The organism is Pseudomonas sp. Bout1, from assembly GCF_034314165.1.
Lineage (GTDB): Bacteria > Pseudomonadota > Gammaproteobacteria > Pseudomonadales > Pseudomonadaceae > Aquipseudomonas.
This window is the reverse complement of sequence record NZ_JAVIWK010000001.1, coordinates 2,183,430-2,202,542: the sequence shown is the minus strand read 5'-3', so window position 1 is coordinate 2,202,542 and position 19,113 is coordinate 2,183,430. Positions and strand designations below refer to the sequence as shown.

The window sequence follows — 19,113 nt, the reverse complement described above, 5'->3', positions numbered from 1 at the left end:
TCAAATCACTCCCAGGAGCAAAGCCGTCAGGGTCATCAACACTGACGCGGCGAACAGAAAGGGGATGGTGAAGCGCTGGTGATCGGCCAATTCGATCTTGCACAGGCCCACCAACAGGAAGGTCGCCGGCGTCAACGGGCTGACCGGAAAGCCGGTGGTGTGCACGCCCAGCAACGAGGCCTGAGCCACTTGCAGCGGGTCGACGCCCAAGGCCTTGCCGACTTCGGCGATCACCGGCATCACGCCGAAATAGTAGGAGTCGGGGTCAAACAGCATGCTCAACGGCATCGAGAGGAAGCCCACCACCGCCGGGATCAACTTGCCGTGGCCCGCCGGAATCTGCGCCACCGCCACTTCGGCGATGGCCTTGAGCATGCCGGTGCCTTGCATGATGCCGGTGAACACGCCCGCAGCGAGCAGGATGCTGGCCATGGTCAGGGCGGTTTTCGCATGGGCATCGATTCGCGCACGCTGGGCGTCGACGTTCGGGTAGTTGATGCACAGCGCCACCACGGTGCCGAGCATGAACATCACTACCGGGTCGACCCAGCCGGCAATCATCACCACCATCACCAGCACCGTCAAAACCAGGTTGACCCAGAACAACCGCGGGCGGCGCAAGGCAATGTCATCCTCACTGAGCACCCGTTGCGGCACCGCGTCCACGCTGGAACCGGCGCCCAGGCCCAGGCGTTTTTCTTCGCGCCGGCCCAACCACCAGGCACACGCGAATACGAAGACCAGGCCGACGATCTGCACCGGGATCAGCGGCTGGAACAGGTCGGCCACCGGCACATGCAGCGCCGCCGAGGAGCGCAGCACCGGGCCGGTCCACGGCAGGAAGTTGACCCCGGCCGCCATCGCCGCCACGCAGGCCAGGATGCGTTTGTCGATGCCCAGCCGCGTATACAGCGGCAGCATCGCCGGTATGGTCACCAAAAAAGTCACCGCGCCGGAACCGTCCAAATGCACCAGCAACGCCAAGGTCGCGGTACCGACGACAATCCGCGTAGGACGCGTCCCTACCGTGCGCAGGATGCGATCAATGATTGGATCCAGCATGCCGGCATCGGTCATGATCCCGAAGAACAGGATCGCGAACACGAACATGCCCACAACGGGGGCGACGTTCTTGATGCCGGTGATGATGAAGGCGCTGGTTTGCAGGCCGAACCCACCGAGCAGCGCGGCGATGATCGGCAAGGCGATCAAGGCCACCAGTGGCGACAGGCGTTTGCTCATGACAGCAGTGAGCAGGCACAGGATGGTGATGACACCCAGGGTAGCGAGCATGGGGGTAGCTCCAGAACGGCGTTTTCGGCCGGTTATTGTTTTCCCTGGAGTATTGGAATCGCGTTAGGCTTTGTAAATTGGAATATTCAGCCTCTCATATTCGTAAAAACAAAACGCTCGAGCAGAATAAAAATGAAAAATTCGATCCAGCATATCCAGGCGTTTCTCGCGGTTGCCCGCACCGGCAGTTTCACCAAGGCCGCGAACGAGTTGCACTTGTCGCCCTCGGCGCTGACCGTGCAGGTGCAGCAACTGGAAGAGTGGCTGGGGGTTGCCCTGCTCGACCGCAGCCCGCGCCACGTCAGCATTACCGCCGCCGGGCTGGACGCCCGCGGGCCGATGGAGAAGCTGCTGCTGGACCTGGACAACATCGTCAGCGGCTCCCGCGACCTGGCGGCCTTGCGCCGAGGCGTGGTGACCATCGCCGCCCTGCCCTCCGTGTGTGCGGGCGCCTTGCCGCCCGCCCTGCGCCTGTTTCGCGAACGTTTTGCCGGGATCGAGGTGCGCTTGCATGACCTGGTAGCCCATCGCATTCAAGCGCAGGTGCGTTCCGGCGAAGTGGATTTTGGCATTGGTGTACGGGCACGGTTGAGCCACGGGTTGGCGTTTGTGCCGGTGTTGAATGACCGCTTGTGTGCGTTCGTGCCGCTGGGCCATCCGCTGACCCGCCATGCCACGTTGACCCTGAAGCAACTGGCCGACCAGCCGATCATCCTCACCGGGCGCGACAGCAGCGTGCGCGAACAGGTGGACGCGTTGTTCGATGAAACCCGCCTGACGATGGTCGCGGGGATGGAGGCCAACTATATGTCGACGGTGTTGGCGTTGGTGCGGCAGGGGTTGGGGATCAGTGTGTTGCCGGAATCGGCGGCGGACAGCCTGGAGGGGTTGAAGCGGATCCCGATTGATCATCCGGGTGTAAACCGGGAGATCGGGCTGATCAGTCGCAGTGGGCAGCCGTTGAGCCCGGCGGCGCAGCGCTGTTTTGAGTTGCTCAATGAAGAACTGCGCCCCTTGTAGGAGCCCGGCTTGCCGGCGATGGCGTCCTTGAGGGCGCTATCGCCGCAAACCTTGCTCCTACAGGGTTTCGGTGATCAGCCGAGCATTGCGACATGCCTTGGATGGCTGGCCACGCGTTTCAGCCAGGCCTGCACGCCCGGATAGGCACCCAGGTCAAAACCACCTTCATCCGCCACATGGGTGTAGGCATACAGCGCCACATCGGCAATCGAGAACTGGTCGCCCACCAGGTACGGCGTCAACTGCAACTGACGTTCCATCACCTTCAGCGCCTTGTAACCACCCTTGTGCAGCTTCTTGTACTCCTCCATACGGTCTTGCGGCAGCCCCAGGTAAAACTGGATAAACCGTGCCACCGCAATATACGGCTCATGGCTGTACTGCTCGAAAAACTGCCACTGCAGCACCTGGGTGCGCAGGCGCGGTTCGGTCGGCAGGAATTCGCTGCCGTCGGCCAGGAAGTTGAGGATCGCATTGGACTCCCACAAGCAGGTGCCGTCTTCGAGCTCCAGCACCGGGATTTTGCCGTTGGGGTTCTTGGCCAGGAACTCGGCGGTCTGGGTGTCGCCCTTAAGGATATCGACGTCGATCCACTGGTATTCGATGCCCAACAGGTTGAGCATGAGTTTGACCTTGTAGCAGTTGCCCGATTTGTAATCGCCGTAGACCTTGTACATGGGGCTCCCCTTATGCCGCTTGCGCGTGCTGTGCTTGACGGACCACCGCAGCGAGACGCTTGAGACCTTCGTCCAGGCGCGCCGGGTCGATATGGCTGAAATTGAGCCGCAAGTGACCGTGATGGTTGTCCGGCTCGGAAAAGAACGGTTCACCGGGCATGAACGCGATGTCCTGGTCGAGCGCAGGTGCCAACAAGGTGCGGGTGTCGAACGGCTGTTTCAAGGTCAGCCAGAAGAATAATCCGCCCTGGGGTGTTTGCCAGTCGGCCAGGTCGCTGAAATGCCGCTCCAGTGCTGCCTGGAATGCGTCGCGTCGGCCTCGGTAGAAACTGCGCAGTTCGACCAGGTGATGCTGGTATTTCTCGGTACCGAGCCACTGCATTGCCTGCCACTGGCCAACGCGGTTGGTGTGCAGGTCGGTCGACTGCTTGAGCTTGAGCAGGTGCGGGAACAGGTCGGGGCTGGCGATCAGATAACCGACCCGAAGGCCCGGCAACAAGGTTTTGGACACGGTGCCGGTGTAGATCCAGCTGGCCTTTTTCAGGCGGCTGACGATGGGTTGCGCGCTGGCGCCGTCGAAGGTCAGTTCGCGGTAGGGTTCATCTTCGATCAAGGTCACGCCGAACTCGTCCAGCAGCGCGGCCACCGCCTCGCGCTTGGCTTCGCTGTAGCGCACCGCGGAGGGATTCTGGAACGTCGGGATCAGGTAGACGAACGACGGACGATGCTGCTCAAGGCTGTTGCGCAGCGCCTTCAGGTCCGGACCGTCGGCTTCAAGCTGCACAGTCAGGCAATCGGCACCGAACAGCTGGAATATCTGCAATGCCGCCAAGTAGGTCGGGCCCTCCAGCAACACTTTGGTGCCCTTGTCGATGTACAGCTTGGCGGCCAGGTCCAGGGTTTGCTGGGAACCGCTGACCACCATCACCTGACTGGCCTGGCATGGGATGCCCAGCACCCGCGCCTCGGCCGCCAGTAACTCACGTAACTGCGGCTCGCCTTCGCTCATGCCGTACTGGCCAATGTTCAGCGGCATGCCCGTCCAATCCAGCTTGGGCAACATGACTTCGGCCGGAAGGCCACCGGCAAAAGACATCACCTGCGGTTTTTGCGCCGCGGCGAGAATTTCACGGATCAAGGAGCTTTTAAGGCGCGAAACACGTTCTGAGAAGGCCATAAGGGTCACCGGTAGCAAAACCTGAGGAAAATACGTCAAACTGGTTGACCGAAATTACGACGACTTGGGCAGATACGTCAATATGCTTGACCTTAAAAACCAGACCAGCCAGCAAATCGCCATGGAAGCCTTCTTCTTCGGCTACCAGGCGTTCACCGCCAAGGCCGATGAAATGCTTGAGCGTCGGGGCTTGAGCCGGGTGCATCAACGTATCGTGTTTTTTATCGCGCGCTACCCGGCCTTGAGCGTCAAGGAACTGCTGGAACTGCTCGGCGTGAGCAAGCAGGCGCTGAACATGCCATTGCGCCAATTGCAGGAAATGCACCTGGTGGACAGCGTGGCCTCCGAGACCGACAAGCGTAAGCGTTTGCTGGAATTGACCGAGGAAGGCCAGCGCTTTGAACTATCCCTGCGGCGCGAGCAGGTAAAACTGCTGCAACGGGCATTTGCCGAGGCGGGCGAGACAGCGGTAGAGGGTTGGCTGGCAGTGAACAAGGCACTCGGTGGCCAATCCTGAGTTGCCTTTCATCCTTTTCGCACACAAAATAGAAAACATTATTTGCTTTATTTGTATACAAAAGCATAATTCGCTTCGTGCGAGTTCCTGACCTAATGGTCAACAAAACCCGCTGGTACCTCAAAGCGCTGCTGCCCACTCATGTGTCCGGCGCTGGAAATAACAATAAAACTCTTGAGGAGTACTTGCTGTGGAAAGCCGCAAATCCGAAGCCCCTACGCTCGACCTCTCGCCAACCCACAACGGTTGGCTGGAACGCCTATTTAAACTGCGCTTGCATGGCACCACAGTGAAGACCGAGCTGATCGCTGGCCTCACGACCTTTATCACCATGGCCTACATCATCTTCGTCAACCCCAACATCATGGCCGACGCCGGGATTGACCACGGTGCCGCGTTTGTCGCCACCTGTATTGCTGCAGCGCTGGGCTGCCTGTTGATGGGCCTCTACGCCAACTGGCCAGTCGGCCTGGCGCCGGGCATGGGCCTGAACGCATTCTTCACCTACACCGTGGTCGGCACCATGGGCTACCACTGGGAGACCGCGCTGGGTGCGGTGTTTATCTCCGGGGTGTTGTTCATGATCCTGACGCTCTCGCGTATCCGTGAGTGGCTGCTCAACAGCATTCCGGTGAGCCTGCGCCACGCCATGGGCGCGGGTGTGGGGTTGTTTCTCGGGGTGATCGGCCTGAAAACCGCCGGCATCATCGTGCAAAGCCCGGCCACCCTGATCAAGCTCGGCTCCCTGCATGAGCCCGCGCCGCTGCTGGCGGCCATCTGCTTTTTGTTGATTGCGATCCTCAGCTACCACCGGGTATTCGGCGCGATCCTGATCAGCATCATCGCCGTGACGCTCGCCGGCTGGGGCCTGGGCCTGGTGGAATACCACGGCATCATGGCCACCCCGCCAAGCCTGGCGCCGACCTGGATGGCGATGGACGTGATGGGCGTGTTCAACGTCAGCATGATCAGCGTGGTATTCGCCTTCCTGTTTGTGCACATGTTCGACACCGCCGGCACCTTGATGGGCGTGGCCCAGCGTGCCGGCCTGGTAAATGCCGACGGCAAGATCGAAAACCTCTCCCGCGCCCTGAAAGCCGACAGTGCTTCCAGCGTGTTTGGTGCGATGGTCGGCGTACCGCCAGTGACCAGCTACGTGGAAAGTGCCGCCGGGGTTGCGGCCGGCGGGCGTACCGGGCTGACCGCCGTCACCGTGGGCGTGCTGTTTGTCGCAGCGATGTTTTTTGCCCCGCTGGCTGGCATGATTCCGGCTTACGCCACCGCAGGCGCGTTGATCTACGTGGCCATGCTGATGATGAGCGGCATGGCCCATATCAACTGGGACGACGCCACCGACAGCATTCCGGCGATCGTCACCGCAATCATGATGCCCCTGACTTTTTCGGTCGCCGACGGCATCGCCCTGGGGTTTATCACCTACGTGGCACTGAAGGCCGGCACTGGTAAACACAAGGAAATTTCCATCAGCCTGTGGGTGCTCTGCGCGATTTTCATCGCCAAGTTCGCGTTCCTGTAGGCCAACCCGCTTCACCCCGCCTCACCCCGTCGGGTGGGGCTTTTGTACGAATGGAGGAATGCAATGAGTCTGGAAACCTGGCTGCTGTTCAGCGGCGCTGCGCTGGTGGTGATCCTGATCCCCGGCCCCCTGTCTTTGCTGATGATCAGCAACAGTTTGAACTACGGCCTGCGCCGGTCGTACCCGGCCTTTCTGGGTGGGGTGATCGCTTCGATCTGCCTGTTGAGCGCCTCGGCGCTGGGCTTGGGGGCGTTGTTGCTGGCCTCGGAACAGCTGTTCAGCGCGCTGAAGATCGTCGGCGCGCTGTACCTGTTTTACCTTGCCTGGCAGAGCTGGCAACAGTCTCGGCAACCGTCCCACGGCGCCGACGTACCGCAAGTGGCCGCCACCCCGCGGTTTCGAGCGTTGTTCGGGCGGGCCTTTGTACTGGGCGCGAGCAACCCGAAAGACATCCTGTTTTTCGCCGCCTTCCTGCCGCAGTTTCTCAGTGCCCAGCAGGCCTTTTTGCCGCAGTTGTTGATCATGATCGCCACCTGGACCGTGCTCGACCTGCTGTGCAAGCTGGCCTATGGCCTTGGTGCCCATGGCGCCGCGCGCTACCTGCGCAGCGGCAAGGGCCAGAGCTGGTTCAACCGGGTCAGCGCCGGGCTGTTCAGTGGTGCGGGCGCGGCTTCATTGCTGAGTCGCTGACCGGCATTGCCCGACAGTATCGACACTGTCGGGCACGCCTAGAAACGCTCCATTCTGACAAAGAACACCGTGGCCGGATTACCTGGCCCAACCTGTTGCACGCCTGCAATTATCCGCACCAGTCGCCCCTCATCCAGCGCCCGGATAATCGGGGCGTAGGTGTGCGCTTGCCGCCGGGCGTTCGAGCGCAACCAGGCGTCGGACAATTGCACCATACGCCCTGAGTTCAGGCGAACGGTCGATGAGTCGCTCCAGCGCATCAATACGTAATATAGATTGCTGGACTTCGGATGCGTGCACGATAAGTTGTACAGGCCTACGGTGCCGCTTTTGGATAGTTTTTTAATCACAAAGCCCTGTCGCTCCAGCACCTGCAACACCGCACGCTGGGCAGCGATTGGCCGAGCGTGACCGGAGCCCTCGGCAGGGTTGATGAGTACCTCGGAAGCGATCGGCGTCAACGGCACGAAATCCACGCGTTCAAGCCCCGAAACTTTGCGCTCCAGGCCAATATTGACGCGCAGTTTTTGCCGTCGCTTAAGCGGCCTGAGCATGCGGAACAAGTCGTCTGTCTGGCCAGGCGCATCGGGGAGAGGCGGCAGCCACTCATCCAGGGTGGCGCGAATGTTGAGCATGCGAGTAGCGGTCATCGAACGGCCGGTATCGGTTATTTCCAGCAGGCGTAGGGTGACGAAATCGCGACTGGTGGGCGTCAGCCCGGCAAAGGCGTCGCCGACGTAGTGCGCAATGGCCCGGGTGAACAGCGGCGCACGTGGAGTCCATAGCTGATCGGCGCCAAAGGTCGCCGGGATCGGCTGCTCGCGCTGGCCAGGCAGCATCCAGCGTATTAACTCATCCCTGACCGCTATGGGAGGCAACTCGGGCTGTTTTAAAAATATGATGCCCTCCGGGGCCGTCGAGCCGTTGGGCAGCAATTCATAATATTTATCCCCCAACCTGACCGCGTCGTAAGGCTGCGCCCCTTGAACACGGTACAACCGCCGGGACGGGGACGTTTGCGTAATGCCAGGCCCGTGCAACCCAAGCCCCCAAGCCTGCCAATGGCTTGAAGCCAACACCGGTTGCCGGGCCAGGCGCTCGGTGTGGGACACAACGGGCGCCACCCATTCGGTGCCAGCCCGCACCGCTTCCCACGGCCGATGAACCCCGGAGCTGGGCCCTGGCTGCGGTTCGGGACCGTCGGCGCCCAGCAGTCGTTCACCACGTTGCTCGATATACAGCAGCAGTTCGTCCTGGCCTTCCTTGCCGGCATTTTTCAGTCGAAGGGTCTGCTCACCCTTGCGACGGTACACCGCGTACGCTGAATCACCCTCAAGGATAAACTGCTCACCGCCCTTGGCATGGGTGCCCTTGTTGAACGGCCCCTGCAACGGCACGGCCCCCTCAACCGCCTGGGGTTTCTTGAAAGCATCCAACCCTTTGAGGGTGTTGGCCTGGGACGCCTGGCGCAGGTTGCCAACACCACCGTCCAGCAACCTCTGGCGGTACCGAACCTTGCTCAACTGCGTCCCCAGGCGGGGGCCGGCTTTGCCTTGCGGTACAAACGTCATGGCCACATCGACAATCAAGATGAATGCAGCAAAAACGGCTGCCACTACCTCCGCCGGGTCGCCACTGTGGTGGGCACGCCGGGCGGCGAGCAGCAGCTCATACAGATTGACCCCGATACTCACGCCCGGGATAAACGACAAGAAGCCCCGCACCCGCGCCGACGATTGCTCACCCAAGCGCAATTTACGGTAGTCGACCAGCGCCCGGCGTGAGTTGGCCATGGCGTGCACCTCCCGCTGCAGGCGCAGCAGTTGACCATGGGCGAGGATGTGCAACAGGTCACTGCCAGTGGTGGGAGTAACGCCCAGCCATCGCCCAGGAGCCTGTTCGATCTGCTCACTGACCTCTTGCTCCGTCTGCGCCAGGGTCGTGGCGGGTTGCTCACGACGCACCGAGAACCAGCGTTTGATCCCGGTGTACAACCGCACGGCGCCGGCATACAGCGACCAGGGAAAACCCGTCCAGAGGGGTCGCGTTACCGCATGCCAGTCAAACGTCCAGGGCCGGCGACGGACAGCCACCGGATAGGTTGCCAGCGCATCCTCCTCCCACCCCGGCGCAATCTGTAGCGCCAACTGCGCGCGGTTTTGTGCAAGTGCTGCCCTTTCCATCAACACCTGCATCGCCGCCGCGAGGCTGGCATGTTCGGTCAACGGTGCATGGCCCTCGATCCGGGGCCAGTAGAGCAGCGTCATGCTTGAGAACGGGTCGTGGAGCAGCAGCATGCCTGTCACATGCCGAGGCTGTTTCAGGGTCAGGGCCGCCAGGTGCACGCAACACAGTTGCAGCGCATGCCCGTCCCGATGCAAGTCCTGCGGCGCGCGGGCGGCCAGCGCGGTGGCGAACAGGCTCTGGGCCGCCGCACTCAGGCCCTGTTGAGTGGCACTGAACAAGGCCAGGCGTGCCTGTTGGTAAAAGGGCCGTTCGACCAGCGCAGGAGGCAAGGCAGGCGTCTGGTCTTTCAAGGGGTAAAAAGCCCGGTTGACCAATTGCTCGTATTGCCCTGCCACATCCAGGCTGGAAATCAACGCGATCAACGCCTTGGCCGGCAAGTGCCTGGCCCAGTGTTCACTCAGGTAGCGGCTGTAGTGCAGGCGCAGTTCGGTCCAGGGCGCCTCCGCGTCCAGGTTGTGCAATGCCAGTTGCAACAGGCTGTAGGTGTTGCGTTGCGGGCTCACCACCACCCGCACCCCGGAATCTGCGGCCGGCCTGTGAGGATGAGACTCCCAATGGGTGCTGACATCGTCGGGCATGTCGAGGAAAGGGTGGTCGATATCCAGCAGCGGTTGAAGGCCGTCCTTGCGCAGCCGGTCGATCAAGGTGGTGCGCGCAAAGGCTTCCAGGCTAGGCAGCGCCAACGCCAGCTGTTGCTCAAGCACCGCGCTGCTGTCGAGTTGCTGAAGCCATTGGCGCTGATAACGCTTGCGCAACGCCGGGTCAGCGCCAGCCAGCCACGCCGGCAGGGTTTTCGCGTGGGCCGCCGCCAGCTTCAGCACGCCGATGTTGGCGAATGCCAAGGCGCGGGCAGCACTGTCCGGCACTTGCAACTGGTGCGCCAGTTCCTGGGACAACAAGGCACGCGCCAACCCGGTGTCGCTGACTTCGCTGAACGGCCGCCCGCCGGCGTCCACCCAGCGCTGCTCCTGCTGGGCACGCCGGATGTATGCCTGAAAACGATCGGACAAGAGGTTGCCCTCAATCACCTGAAAGTACACCAGCAACGGTGCATCAATGCCCAGCCCTAGCACCAGCGTCTGAGCCGATTGCCGCTGTTCACGGCTGACGCAACGCCACAATGCCGAGCCATCGGGGCTTTTGAGGCTGGCATCGACGCTGGCAGAGAGCTCGTCCAGAGACGCCCATGCCTGCAAGCCGCCCTCCTTGCCCGGCACCTGGAACAGCACCGGCTCTGGCAGCGCCGGCTGGCTCAGGCCGCGTGGCGTGGTAACGGCAAACACCCCGTGCAACGTGCAAAGCGGCTGCCCCGACACCCCAAAAGACAGGCTCAACACACGGCAGCTACGCGGCGCATCCCCCTTGTTCAGCGCCTCTTCCAGCGCCATCAGGTTGGCCTCGCTGATCAGCCCCAACTGTCGCTGCAAGTTAGCCTCGTGGAGCATCGCGTTGCGTTGCCCGCCCAACAATTGCGCCGCCCGGCTGCGCGTGCTGCCCGCGGGCGTCTGCAGCCAGAAGTCACGCTGGGCAAGCTGGGCCTCCTGGTCTTGCAGCAGGGTATGCACCGCCGATGCTTGCTGCTGCCACCGGGTTTGCAAGGCGATGCAGGCTTCATACGGCGGGCAATCCCTGAGCAAGTCCCTGGCATCCAGCAGCGCCAACACGCCCTGTTCATGCCGTTGTACCAGGGACTCGCGGGCGCGCGCGGCCATGCGGGGATGAAGCAAGGCACAGGTCACCTCCCTGGCACGGCGGCGGTGGTCCCACACCAGCAATTGCTCGATTGCCTGGGTCAGCAGAGGCGTACCGCTGGCCGGGCGGCGTGCGCGCTCTACCTGATGCAGGCGCTGCTGTAAATTCAGCCCGGGAGCCCGGCTCATGCCTCGCGAATCCAGGCAGGCCCATTCGTTGTCCCCCTGGACCTGCACCTGGGCCAATGCGCTGTGCCGCAGGGCATTGACGAGCACTTCAGCCCCGCGGCTCACACTGAAAGGCTGGGGCGCCCATTCGTGCTCGCGGTTCAGCGGCAGGCTCGCGCGCCCAACGCTGTGGATCACCGCCGGCAGGTCGCGCTGCATGGCCACCCAACTGGCAAACTCATAAAACCCCTGGGCCGAGCCCGGCAGGTACACCACTTGCCGAAGGTCCCACCCCGCGTCCCGACGGCACAGGTGCAGCGCGCCACCCAGCGGCACTGCGCCCCAGCGCAGATCGCTGGCATGCAAACGCTCCCAGGCGCCGCCCGCAAGCCGCCGCGCCTGCGGTGAAGGAGCATCGACCAGCCCCATGACCATGGCCAGGCCGTGGTCCGACAACTGGCACAGGGCATGGGCCAACAAGGCCTTATCGACGAAAAAACTGCGCTGCAGGTGCGCCCAGTGTTCGGTGCGCGACAACGCGCTGCCAGGGGACAGGCCCTGCCAATACTCCGACCTTGCCACGCTGATGCGCGCGGGAAGGTCCAGCGCGTTGACCCGGTTCAGGATTTCCCGTGGGGTCAACCGCAGGTTACCGGCAGGCTCGCCCTGTACGCTCATGCGGGTGAATTGGTTGATGTTGAGGGGAAACACTCGCACATGTAGCAGGGCCATGGCGCGCTCTGTGAGGCTGTCCACCCGGCCGGCCTGACCGGGCAACGCTGCGACGGTGAACAGCAGGGTGTCGGGGTCCAGGCTGAAATGCTCATGCAGGGCACCACGGACCAGGCGCTGGATTCGCGGCGCGTGTTGCATCATGCGGCGCAACTGCCGAGCCAACTCGGTGCAGCGCACATTGGCAGCGTGCAGGTCGTTGATAAAGCGACTGGGCGACGAGGCAGCATTAAGCCGGCGCGTCAGGTTGCGGCGGATGCGCTCCTGGCTGTCGCCGCTGGTGCCCCAGGCAGACAGCGCCAGACCTGCGTCCGCCTGCTCGGGTGGGTCGGGTTCTGTGGTCATGTTGCCAACGGCTCCGGATAAAAACTGCGAGGGTAGGCAGCACGTTCATCCGGCGGGCGTTATATAGATAAAACCCGAATAGCAGGCGAAAAAAAGCCCGCAGTGTGAGCGGGCGAAAAACCAACGAAGAGCTTTGGGGGTGTGAAGCGTGGTGACGACTCAGCTACCGCGATAGGTGGAATAGCTGTAAGGCGAAATCAGCAAAGGTACGTGGTAGTGATCCTGCTCGGCGCTGATGCCAAAGCGCAGCACTACCACATCGAGAAACGCCGGTTCAGGCAGTTGCACACCGCGGGCGCGGTAGTAATCGCCGGCGCTGAACTGCAACTGATAGACACCGCTGCGGTAGTCATCGCCTTGCAGCAGGGGTGCATCGCAGCGGCCGTCGTTGTTGGTCAGGGTGCTGGCGACCAGCTCAAGCTGTGCGCCCTCGACACGGTACAACTCAACCTTGATCGCGCTGCCGGGGCAGCCATGTGCGGCGTCCAATACGTGTGTGGTCAAACGTCCCATAGCGTCTGCGCGCCTCCCGAAGTCAGTAAAGTGAAAGACCGCACCTTTTCAGGTCACTGAAAAAGCCGGCGATGGCTGATTAAGACACTTTTCAAAAAAATTGTACACAATAAATTCAACAAACCCGCATTCCGTTGCTGACATTGATTCTGCAGGAGAGAGCTTGCTCGCGAAGATCGTCAACGATAACGCAGCGCTTCAGGGTTACCGAGGCGTTCTCAGGTTTTTCGCGAGCAAGCTCGCTCCTACAGTGAATGAGGTTTTTCTAAATTTAGCTGACCAGTCAGGCAGGTTTCTTGCAGTGCTATTCTACGAAGGGCCTGCGGAAAAAATGCAGAAATACAGGCTTACAAAGTGCGTACTAAGTTGTATACAATCAGTCATCGCTGTGACGCCACCCCAGTCTTTTCACTGCCTGGCCGCCACACACACCGCTACCACGAACAAGAAGGAAGACTGCAGTGAGCGCTGACTACCCACGCGACCTGATCGGTTACGGCAGTAACCCTCCTCACCCACACTGGCCGGGCAAGGCACGCATTGCCCTGTCGTTCGTACTCAACTACGAAGAAGGTGGCGAGCGCAACATCCTGCACGGCGACAAAGAGTCGGAAGCCTTCCTTTCGGAAATGGTCTCGGCGCAACCGCTGCAAGGCGAGCGCAACATGAGTATGGAGTCGCTGTATGAATACGGCAGCCGTGCCGGCGTGTGGCGCATCCTCAAGCTGTTCAAGGAATTCGATATTCCACTGACCATCTTCGCCGTGGCCATGGCCGCCCAGCGCCATCCGGACGTGATCCGCGCAATGGTCGCCGCCGGGCATGAGATCTGCAGCCACGGCTACCGCTGGATCGACTACCAATACATGGACGAGGCCCAGGAGCGCGAGCACATGCTCGAAGCGATCCGCATCCTCACCGAACTCACCGGCGAACGCCCGCTGGGCTGGTACACCGGCCGCACCGGCCCCAACACCCGGCGGCTGGTGATGGAGGAAGGTGGCTTCCTCTACGACTGCGACACCTACGACGACGACCTGCCCTACTGGGAACCCAACAACCCGACCGGCAAGCCGCACCTGGTGATCCCCTACACCCTGGACACCAACGACATGCGCTTCACCCAGGTCCAGGGTTTCAACAAGGGCGACGACTTTTTCGAATACCTCAAAGACGCGTTCGACGTGCTGTATGCCGAAGGTGCCGAGGCGCCGAAGATGCTCTCCATCGGCTTGCACTGCCGCCTGATCGGCCGCCCGGCGCGCCTGGCCGCCCTCAAGCGGTTTATCGAATACGCAAAAGGCCACGAACAGGTGTGGTTCACCCGCCGCGTGGACATCGCCCGTCACTGGCATGACGTACACCCTTTCCAGGGAGCCGCCAAATGACTGCCTTCCAGACCTTGAAACCGTCGACCCTGAGCCGCGATGAATTCATCAACGCCTTCGCCGATATCTACGAACATTCGCCATGGGTGGCCGAAAAGGCCTTCGACCTGGGCCAGGACGCCTCGATCGACCAGATCGAAACCCTGCACCAGCGCATGAGCGACATCCTGTTGAGCGCTGATCACGCAAGCCAGTTGGCCCTGATCAACGCTCACCCGGACCTGGCGGGCAAAGCAGCCGTCCAGGGCCAACTTACCGAAGCCAGTACCCATGAACAGGCTGGCGCCGGTATTCACCAATGCTCGAGCGACGAGTTTTCGCGCTTCACCGAGCTGAACGACGCCTACAAGGCCAAGTTCAAGTTTCCCTTCATCATGGCGGTAAAAGGCAGCAACCGGCACCAGATCCTGGCCGCGTTTGAAACGCGTATTCACAACTCGGTGGAAGCCGAGTTCAAATGCGCGTTGGCCGAGATCAATAAAATCGCGTTGTTCCGATTACTGACCCTTTAGCAGACCTGGCCCGAGCGGTTCATGAACGCCCAGGGCCTGGCGAGCATCCCAAGCCACTTACTTTAAGGCAGACAAGAAGAATGAAAGCTTACGCCGTACCTTTCGAGAAGTTCGTCAACCTGGCCGACGCGCGTCTGGGCACCAAGATCATCTCGGTGACCGATGACTGGTTCGCTGACGCCAACCGCCTGTTCCAGCCGACCCCGGCCGTGTGGAAGGAGGGCGTTTTCGATGACAACGGCAAGTGGATGGACGGCTGGGAGTCACGCCGCAAGCGCTTCGAAGGCTATGACAGCGCGGTGATCCGCCTGGGCGTGCCGGGTTCGATCAAAGGCGTGGACATCGACACTTCATTCTTCACCGGCAACTTCCCGCCATCGGCGTCCCTGGAAGCCTGCTTCCTCGCAAGCGGCGAGCCGGATGACAACACACAGTGGGTTGAAGTGCTGTCGGCGGTGGAGCTGCAAGGCAACAGCCATCACTTCCACGAGATCAACAACGACCAGGCGTTCAGCCACCTGCGCTTTAACATCTACCCGGACGGTGGCGTGGCCCGCCTGCGTGTGTACGGCATTCCGTTCCGCGACTGGTCGGCGGTGGGCGACAACGAACAGGTTGACCTGGCTGCAGCGCTGAACGGTGGCCGTGCACTGGCCTGCTCCGATGAACACTTCGGGCGCATGAGCAACATCCTCAACCCGGGCCGTGGCATCAACATGGGCGATGGCTGGGAAACCGCACGTCGTCGTACGCCGGGCAATGACTGGGTGATCGTCGCACTGGGCCACCCGGGCGAGATCGAGAAAATCGTGGTCGACACCCTGCACTTCAAGGGCAACTACCCCGACACGTGCTCGATCCAGGGCGCTTTCGTGAAGGGCGGCACCGACAGCCAGATCGAAACCCAATCGCTGTTCTGGCGCGAACTGCTGCCGGCGCAGAAGCTGGAAATGCACGCTGAACACACGTTTGCCGAGCAGATCAAGGCGCTGGGCCCGATTACCCACATTCGCCTGAATGTGTTCCCGGATGGTGGTGTGAGCCGCCTGCGGGTTTTGGGCAAGGTTGCCAAGTAAGCGCTGAACCGAAATCTGTAGGAGCCCGGCTTGCCGGCGATGTCGGTCTCACGGACGCCATCGCCGGCAAGCCGGACTCCTACACAGAAATCACATCATTCAAAAGATTAAGAAGACAGCCATGCGCACACTGATGATCGAACCCCTGACCAAAGAAGCCTTCGCCCCTTTCGGAGACGTTATCGAAACCGATGGCAGCGATCACTTCATGATCAACAACGGCTCGACCATGCGCTTTCATAAACTGGCGACGGTGCAAACCGCCACGCCAGAAGATAACGCGATCATCAGCATCTTCCGCGCCGACGCGCAGGACATGCCGCTGACCGTGTGCATGCTGGAACGACACCCGCTGGGCAGTCAGGCTTTCATCCCGCTGCTCGGCAACCCCTTTCTGATCGTGGTCGCGCCACTTGGCGATGAACCTGTATCGGGCTTGGTCCGCGCCTTCGTTACCAACGGCAGGCAGGGCATTAATTACCATCGCGGCGTTTGGCACCACCCGGTGCTGACGATCGAAAAGCGGGATGACTTCCTGGTGGTTGATCGCAGTGGCACAGGCAATAACTGCGATGAGCATTTTTTTAAAGAGGATGAGCGGTTGATCCTCGCCCCCCACCAATAAGAGAAGGTCTGATCACTCGACAACAGAGTGGCAGGCGAGAGGTAAAGACTGTGGAAGCACATTTGATGGAATGGCTGAACCTTAGCGTACGCTGGGTTCACATGATTACCGGCGTCGCCTGGATCGGCGCTTCGTTCTACTTCGTCTGGCTGGAAAACAACCTCAACCGCGTCAACCCCAAGGACGGCCTCGCCGGTGACTTGTGGGCGATCCACGGTGGCGGTATCTACCACCTGGAAAAATACAAACTGGCCCCGCCGACCATGCCGGACAACCTGCACTGGTTCAAATGGGAAGCCTATTTCACCTGGATGTCGGGCGTCGCGCTGCTGTGCGTGGTGTTCTACGCCAACCCGACCTTGTACCTGCTGGCCCCGGGCAGCAGCCTCAGCGGTCCGGAAGGTGTATTGCTGGGCCTCGGTTCGCTGCTGGCCGGCTGGTTCATCTATTCCTTTCTCTGCGACTCGGCCCTGGGCAAACGCCCTGCCCTGCTCGGCTTTATCCTGTTCGTGCTGTTGATTGGCGCGGCATACGGTTTCAGCAAAGTGTTCAGTGGCCGTGGTGCCTACCTGCATGTGGGCGCCGTGATTGGCACCATCATGGTGGGTAACGTGTTCCGCATCATCATGCCCGCCCAGCGCGCGCTGGTGGCGGCTATCGCGGAAAACCGCACGCCCGACCCGGCATTGCCGGCCAAGGGTTTGCTGCGTTCGCGTCACAACAACTATTTCACCTTGCCGGTGCTGTTCATCATGATCAGCAACCACTTCCCGAGCACCTACGGCAGCCAATACAACTGGCTGATCCTGGCCGGTATCGCGGTGGCAGCCGTGTTGGTACGCCACTACTTCAACACCCGCCACAACAGCCAGAAATATGCCTGGACCTTGCCTGTTGGCGCGCTGGCGATGATTTGCCTGGCTTACGTGACCGGCCCGAAACCGGTGGCGACTGCACCGGATGTAGCCAAGGCTCCGGCGGCCATCGAGTACCAGCCGCTGCCAGAAACGGCGTTGGGTGGCGGGCTCAAGCCGGCTGCGCCAGCGCCAGCGGCACCTGCACCGGCTCCAGCCGAGGCAGCACCGGCTCAGGCCTCGGTGGATTTTGACAAGGTTCACGGAGTGATTCAGGAGCGCTGTGCGGTGTGCCATTCGGCCAAGCCGACCAGCCCGCTGTTCAGCGCCGCGCCGGCCGGGGTGATGTTTGATACGCCGCAGCAGATCCAGCAAATGGCCCCGCGCATTCAGGCGCAGGCCGTGGCCAGCCAGATCATGCCGCTGGGCAATATCACCCAGATGACGCAGCAGGAACGGGACTTGATTGGCACCTGGATCAATCAGGGGGCGCGCACCAATTAACTGATTCACACAAGGCTCAATGTGGGAGCTGGCTTGCCTGCGATAGCGATGTTGAATTCACCGCCGCTATCGCAGGCAAGCCAGCTCCTACAGTTGAGATCTGCGGTGTGTTTTGAAGATTGAGTTCCACCCGGCAATTGAATGCCGAACAACACAACAATAAAAAAGATCCGAGGTGTTGCATGTCCCAGTTAGAAACGCAGACTCTTGCCGCGCCACCCATGGTGCGGCTGCCCCTCTTGCAACTGATCCTGGTAGGCCTGCAACACGTCTTGCTGATGTACGGCGGTGCCGTCGCCGTGCCTTTGATCATTGGCCAGGCCGCGGGCCTGAGCCGTGAAGAAATCGCCTTCCTGATCAATGCCGACCTGCTGGTGGCCGGCATCGCAACCATGGTGCAGTCATTCGGCATCGGCCCGGTGGGCATCCGCATGCCGGTGATGATGGGCGCCAGTTTCGCCGCGGTCGGCAGCATGGTGGCCATGGCGGGCATGCCCGGTATCGGCTTGCAGGGAATCTTCGGCGCAACCATTGCCGCCGGCTTTTTCGGCATTGTGATCGCGCCGTTCATGTCCAAGGTCGTGCGCTTTTTTCCGCCATTGGTGACCGGCACCGTCATCACCGCCATTGGCCTTTCGCTGTTTCCGGTCGCGGTGAATTGGGCCGGCGGTGGCGCTGCAGCTTCCACGTTTGGCTCACCGATTTACCTGGCGATTGCCGCGCTGGTACTGGCCACCATCCTGCTGATCAACCGTTTCATGCGCGGCTTCTGGGTGAATATCTCGGTGCTGATCGGCATGGCCCTCGGCTACGGGCTGTGCGGGATGATCGGCATGGTCGACCTCAGCGGCCTGGCCCAGGCGCCGTGGGTGCAAGTGGTGACGCCGCTGCATTTCGGCATGCCCAAGTTCGAGTTGGCACCGATTCTGTCGATGTGCCTGGTGGTGGTGATTATCTTTGTCGAGTCCACCGGGATGTTCCTCGCCCTGGGCAAGATCACCGGCCAGGAAGTCACCCCGAAAATGCTGCGCCGCGGCCTGTTGTGTGACGCTGGCGCATCGTTTTTCGCCGGGTTCTTCAACACTTTTACCCACTCCTCGTTCGCCCAAAATATCGGCCTGGTGCAGATGACCGGCGTGCGCTGCCGCTCGGTCACCCTCATGGCCGGGGCGTTTCTGATTGTACTGAGCCTGCTGCCCAAGGCCGCGTTCCTGGTGGCGTCGATTCCACCGGCAGTGCTCGGCGGCGCGGCGATTGCCATGTTCGGCATGGTGGCGGCCACGGGCATCAAAATCCTCCAGGAAGCCGACATCGCCGACCGCCGAAACCAACTGCTGGTGGCAGTGAGTATCGGCATGGGATTGATCCCGGTAGTGCGCCCTGAATTCTTCGCACAACTGCCGCTATGGATGAGCCCGATCACTCACAGCGGTATCGCCATGGCCACCCTCAGTGCGCTGTCGCTGAACCTGTTATTCAACATTTTGGGTGGCGCCGAACGCGCTGCCGCAAGCGAACACGCACACCAGCATTGATTCCTGCATCAC

Annotated in this window: 15 protein-coding genes; 10 read left to right on the top strand and 5 right to left on the bottom strand. The window is 61.4% G+C overall.

Annotation, left to right across the window (positions count from 1 at the left end):
- Positions 1-1,293 (bottom strand): citrate:proton symporter, encoded by a 1,293-nt coding sequence (locus RGV33_RS10050; RefSeq protein ID WP_322144133.1) that lies wholly within the window; start codon positions 1,291-1,293, stop codon positions 1-3.
- A 132-nt stretch (positions 1,294-1,425) separates the two neighbouring features.
- Here RGV33_RS10050 and RGV33_RS10045 point away from each other — a divergent pair, with 132 nt between their 5' ends.
- The gene (locus RGV33_RS10045) at positions 1,426-2,313 is read left to right on the top strand and encodes a LysR family transcriptional regulator (protein ID WP_322144132.1); all 888 of its coding nucleotides are present in this window, start codon (positions 1,426-1,428) and stop codon (positions 2,311-2,313) included.
- Positions 2,314-2,387: 74 nt separating this feature from the next.
- Here RGV33_RS10045 and RGV33_RS10040 read toward each other — a convergent pair whose 3' ends face one another.
- Both RGV33_RS10040 and RGV33_RS10035 read right to left on the bottom strand, forming a co-directional pair.
- Complete coding sequence (locus tag RGV33_RS10040) at positions 2,388-2,990, bottom strand: glutathione S-transferase family protein (RefSeq protein WP_322144131.1); 603 nt, start codon at positions 2,988-2,990, stop codon at positions 2,388-2,390.
- Between the two features lie 10 nt (positions 2,991-3,000).
- The gene (locus tag RGV33_RS10035; RefSeq protein WP_322144130.1) at positions 3,001-4,167 is read right to left on the bottom strand and encodes a PLP-dependent aminotransferase family protein; all 1,167 of its coding nucleotides are present in this window, start codon (positions 4,165-4,167) and stop codon (positions 3,001-3,003) included.
- 82 nt (positions 4,168-4,249) lie between these two features.
- Here RGV33_RS10035 and RGV33_RS10030 point away from each other — a divergent pair, with 82 nt between their 5' ends.
- From RGV33_RS10030 to RGV33_RS10020, 3 genes are all read left to right on the top strand, one after another.
- Positions 4,250-4,684 (top strand): MarR family winged helix-turn-helix transcriptional regulator, encoded by a 435-nt coding sequence (locus tag RGV33_RS10030; RefSeq protein WP_322144129.1) that lies wholly within the window; start codon positions 4,250-4,252, stop codon positions 4,682-4,684.
- Positions 4,685-4,874: 190 nt separating this feature from the next.
- Entirely contained in the window at positions 4,875-6,221 is a 1,347-nt protein-coding gene (locus RGV33_RS10025; RefSeq protein WP_322144128.1) for an NCS2 family permease, read from the top strand.
- A 63-nt stretch (positions 6,222-6,284) separates the two neighbouring features.
- The gene (locus RGV33_RS10020; protein ID WP_322144127.1) at positions 6,285-6,911 is read left to right on the top strand and encodes a LysE family translocator; all 627 of its coding nucleotides are present in this window, start codon (positions 6,285-6,287) and stop codon (positions 6,909-6,911) included.
- Between the two features lie 38 nt (positions 6,912-6,949).
- Here the strand turns inward: RGV33_RS10020 and RGV33_RS10015 are convergent, their stop codons facing one another.
- A complete protein-coding gene (locus RGV33_RS10015; protein WP_322144126.1) occupies positions 6,950-12,094 on the bottom strand; it encodes a dermonecrotic toxin domain-containing protein in 5,145 nt (1,714 codons plus the stop codon).
- Between the two features lie 159 nt (positions 12,095-12,253).
- Positions 12,254-12,607 carry a hydroxyisourate hydrolase gene (gene uraH / locus RGV33_RS10010; RefSeq protein ID WP_322144125.1) on the bottom strand — a complete coding sequence of 118 codons (354 nt, stop codon included), beginning with the start codon at positions 12,605-12,607 and terminating at the stop codon, positions 12,254-12,256.
- Between the two features lie 461 nt (positions 12,608-13,068).
- Here uraH and puuE point away from each other — a divergent pair, with 461 nt between their 5' ends.
- The 6 genes from puuE to RGV33_RS09975 all read left to right on the top strand — a co-directional run bounded on the left by puuE (position 13,069) and on the right by RGV33_RS09975 (position 19,101).
- Positions 13,069-13,995 carry an allantoinase PuuE gene (puuE, locus tag RGV33_RS10000; RefSeq protein ID WP_322144124.1) on the top strand — a complete coding sequence of 309 codons (927 nt, stop codon included), beginning with the start codon at positions 13,069-13,071 and terminating at the stop codon, positions 13,993-13,995.
- A complete protein-coding gene (uraD, locus tag RGV33_RS09995) occupies positions 13,992-14,507 on the top strand; it encodes a 2-oxo-4-hydroxy-4-carboxy-5-ureidoimidazoline decarboxylase (protein WP_322144123.1) in 516 nt (171 codons plus the stop codon). The genes puuE and uraD overlap by 4 nt, the downstream gene beginning before the upstream one ends.
- Positions 14,508-14,587: 80 nt before the next feature.
- The gene (gene alc / locus RGV33_RS09990; RefSeq protein WP_010176096.1) at positions 14,588-15,583 is read left to right on the top strand and encodes an allantoicase; all 996 of its coding nucleotides are present in this window, start codon (positions 14,588-14,590) and stop codon (positions 15,581-15,583) included.
- 121 nt (positions 15,584-15,704) lie between these two features.
- Positions 15,705-16,208, top strand: a complete 504-nt coding sequence (locus RGV33_RS09985) for an ureidoglycolate lyase (protein WP_017479983.1) — start codon at positions 15,705-15,707, stop codon at positions 16,206-16,208.
- A 50-nt stretch (positions 16,209-16,258) separates the two neighbouring features.
- The gene (locus RGV33_RS09980; RefSeq protein WP_322144122.1) at positions 16,259-17,566 is read left to right on the top strand and encodes a urate hydroxylase PuuD; all 1,308 of its coding nucleotides are present in this window, start codon (positions 16,259-16,261) and stop codon (positions 17,564-17,566) included.
- 182 nt (positions 17,567-17,748) lie between these two features.
- Positions 17,749-19,101: a nucleobase:cation symporter-2 family protein gene (locus RGV33_RS09975; RefSeq protein ID WP_322144121.1), complete on the top strand. Its 1,353-nt coding sequence runs from the start codon at positions 17,749-17,751 to the stop codon at positions 19,099-19,101.
- Positions 19,102-19,113 lie beyond the last annotated feature (12 nt).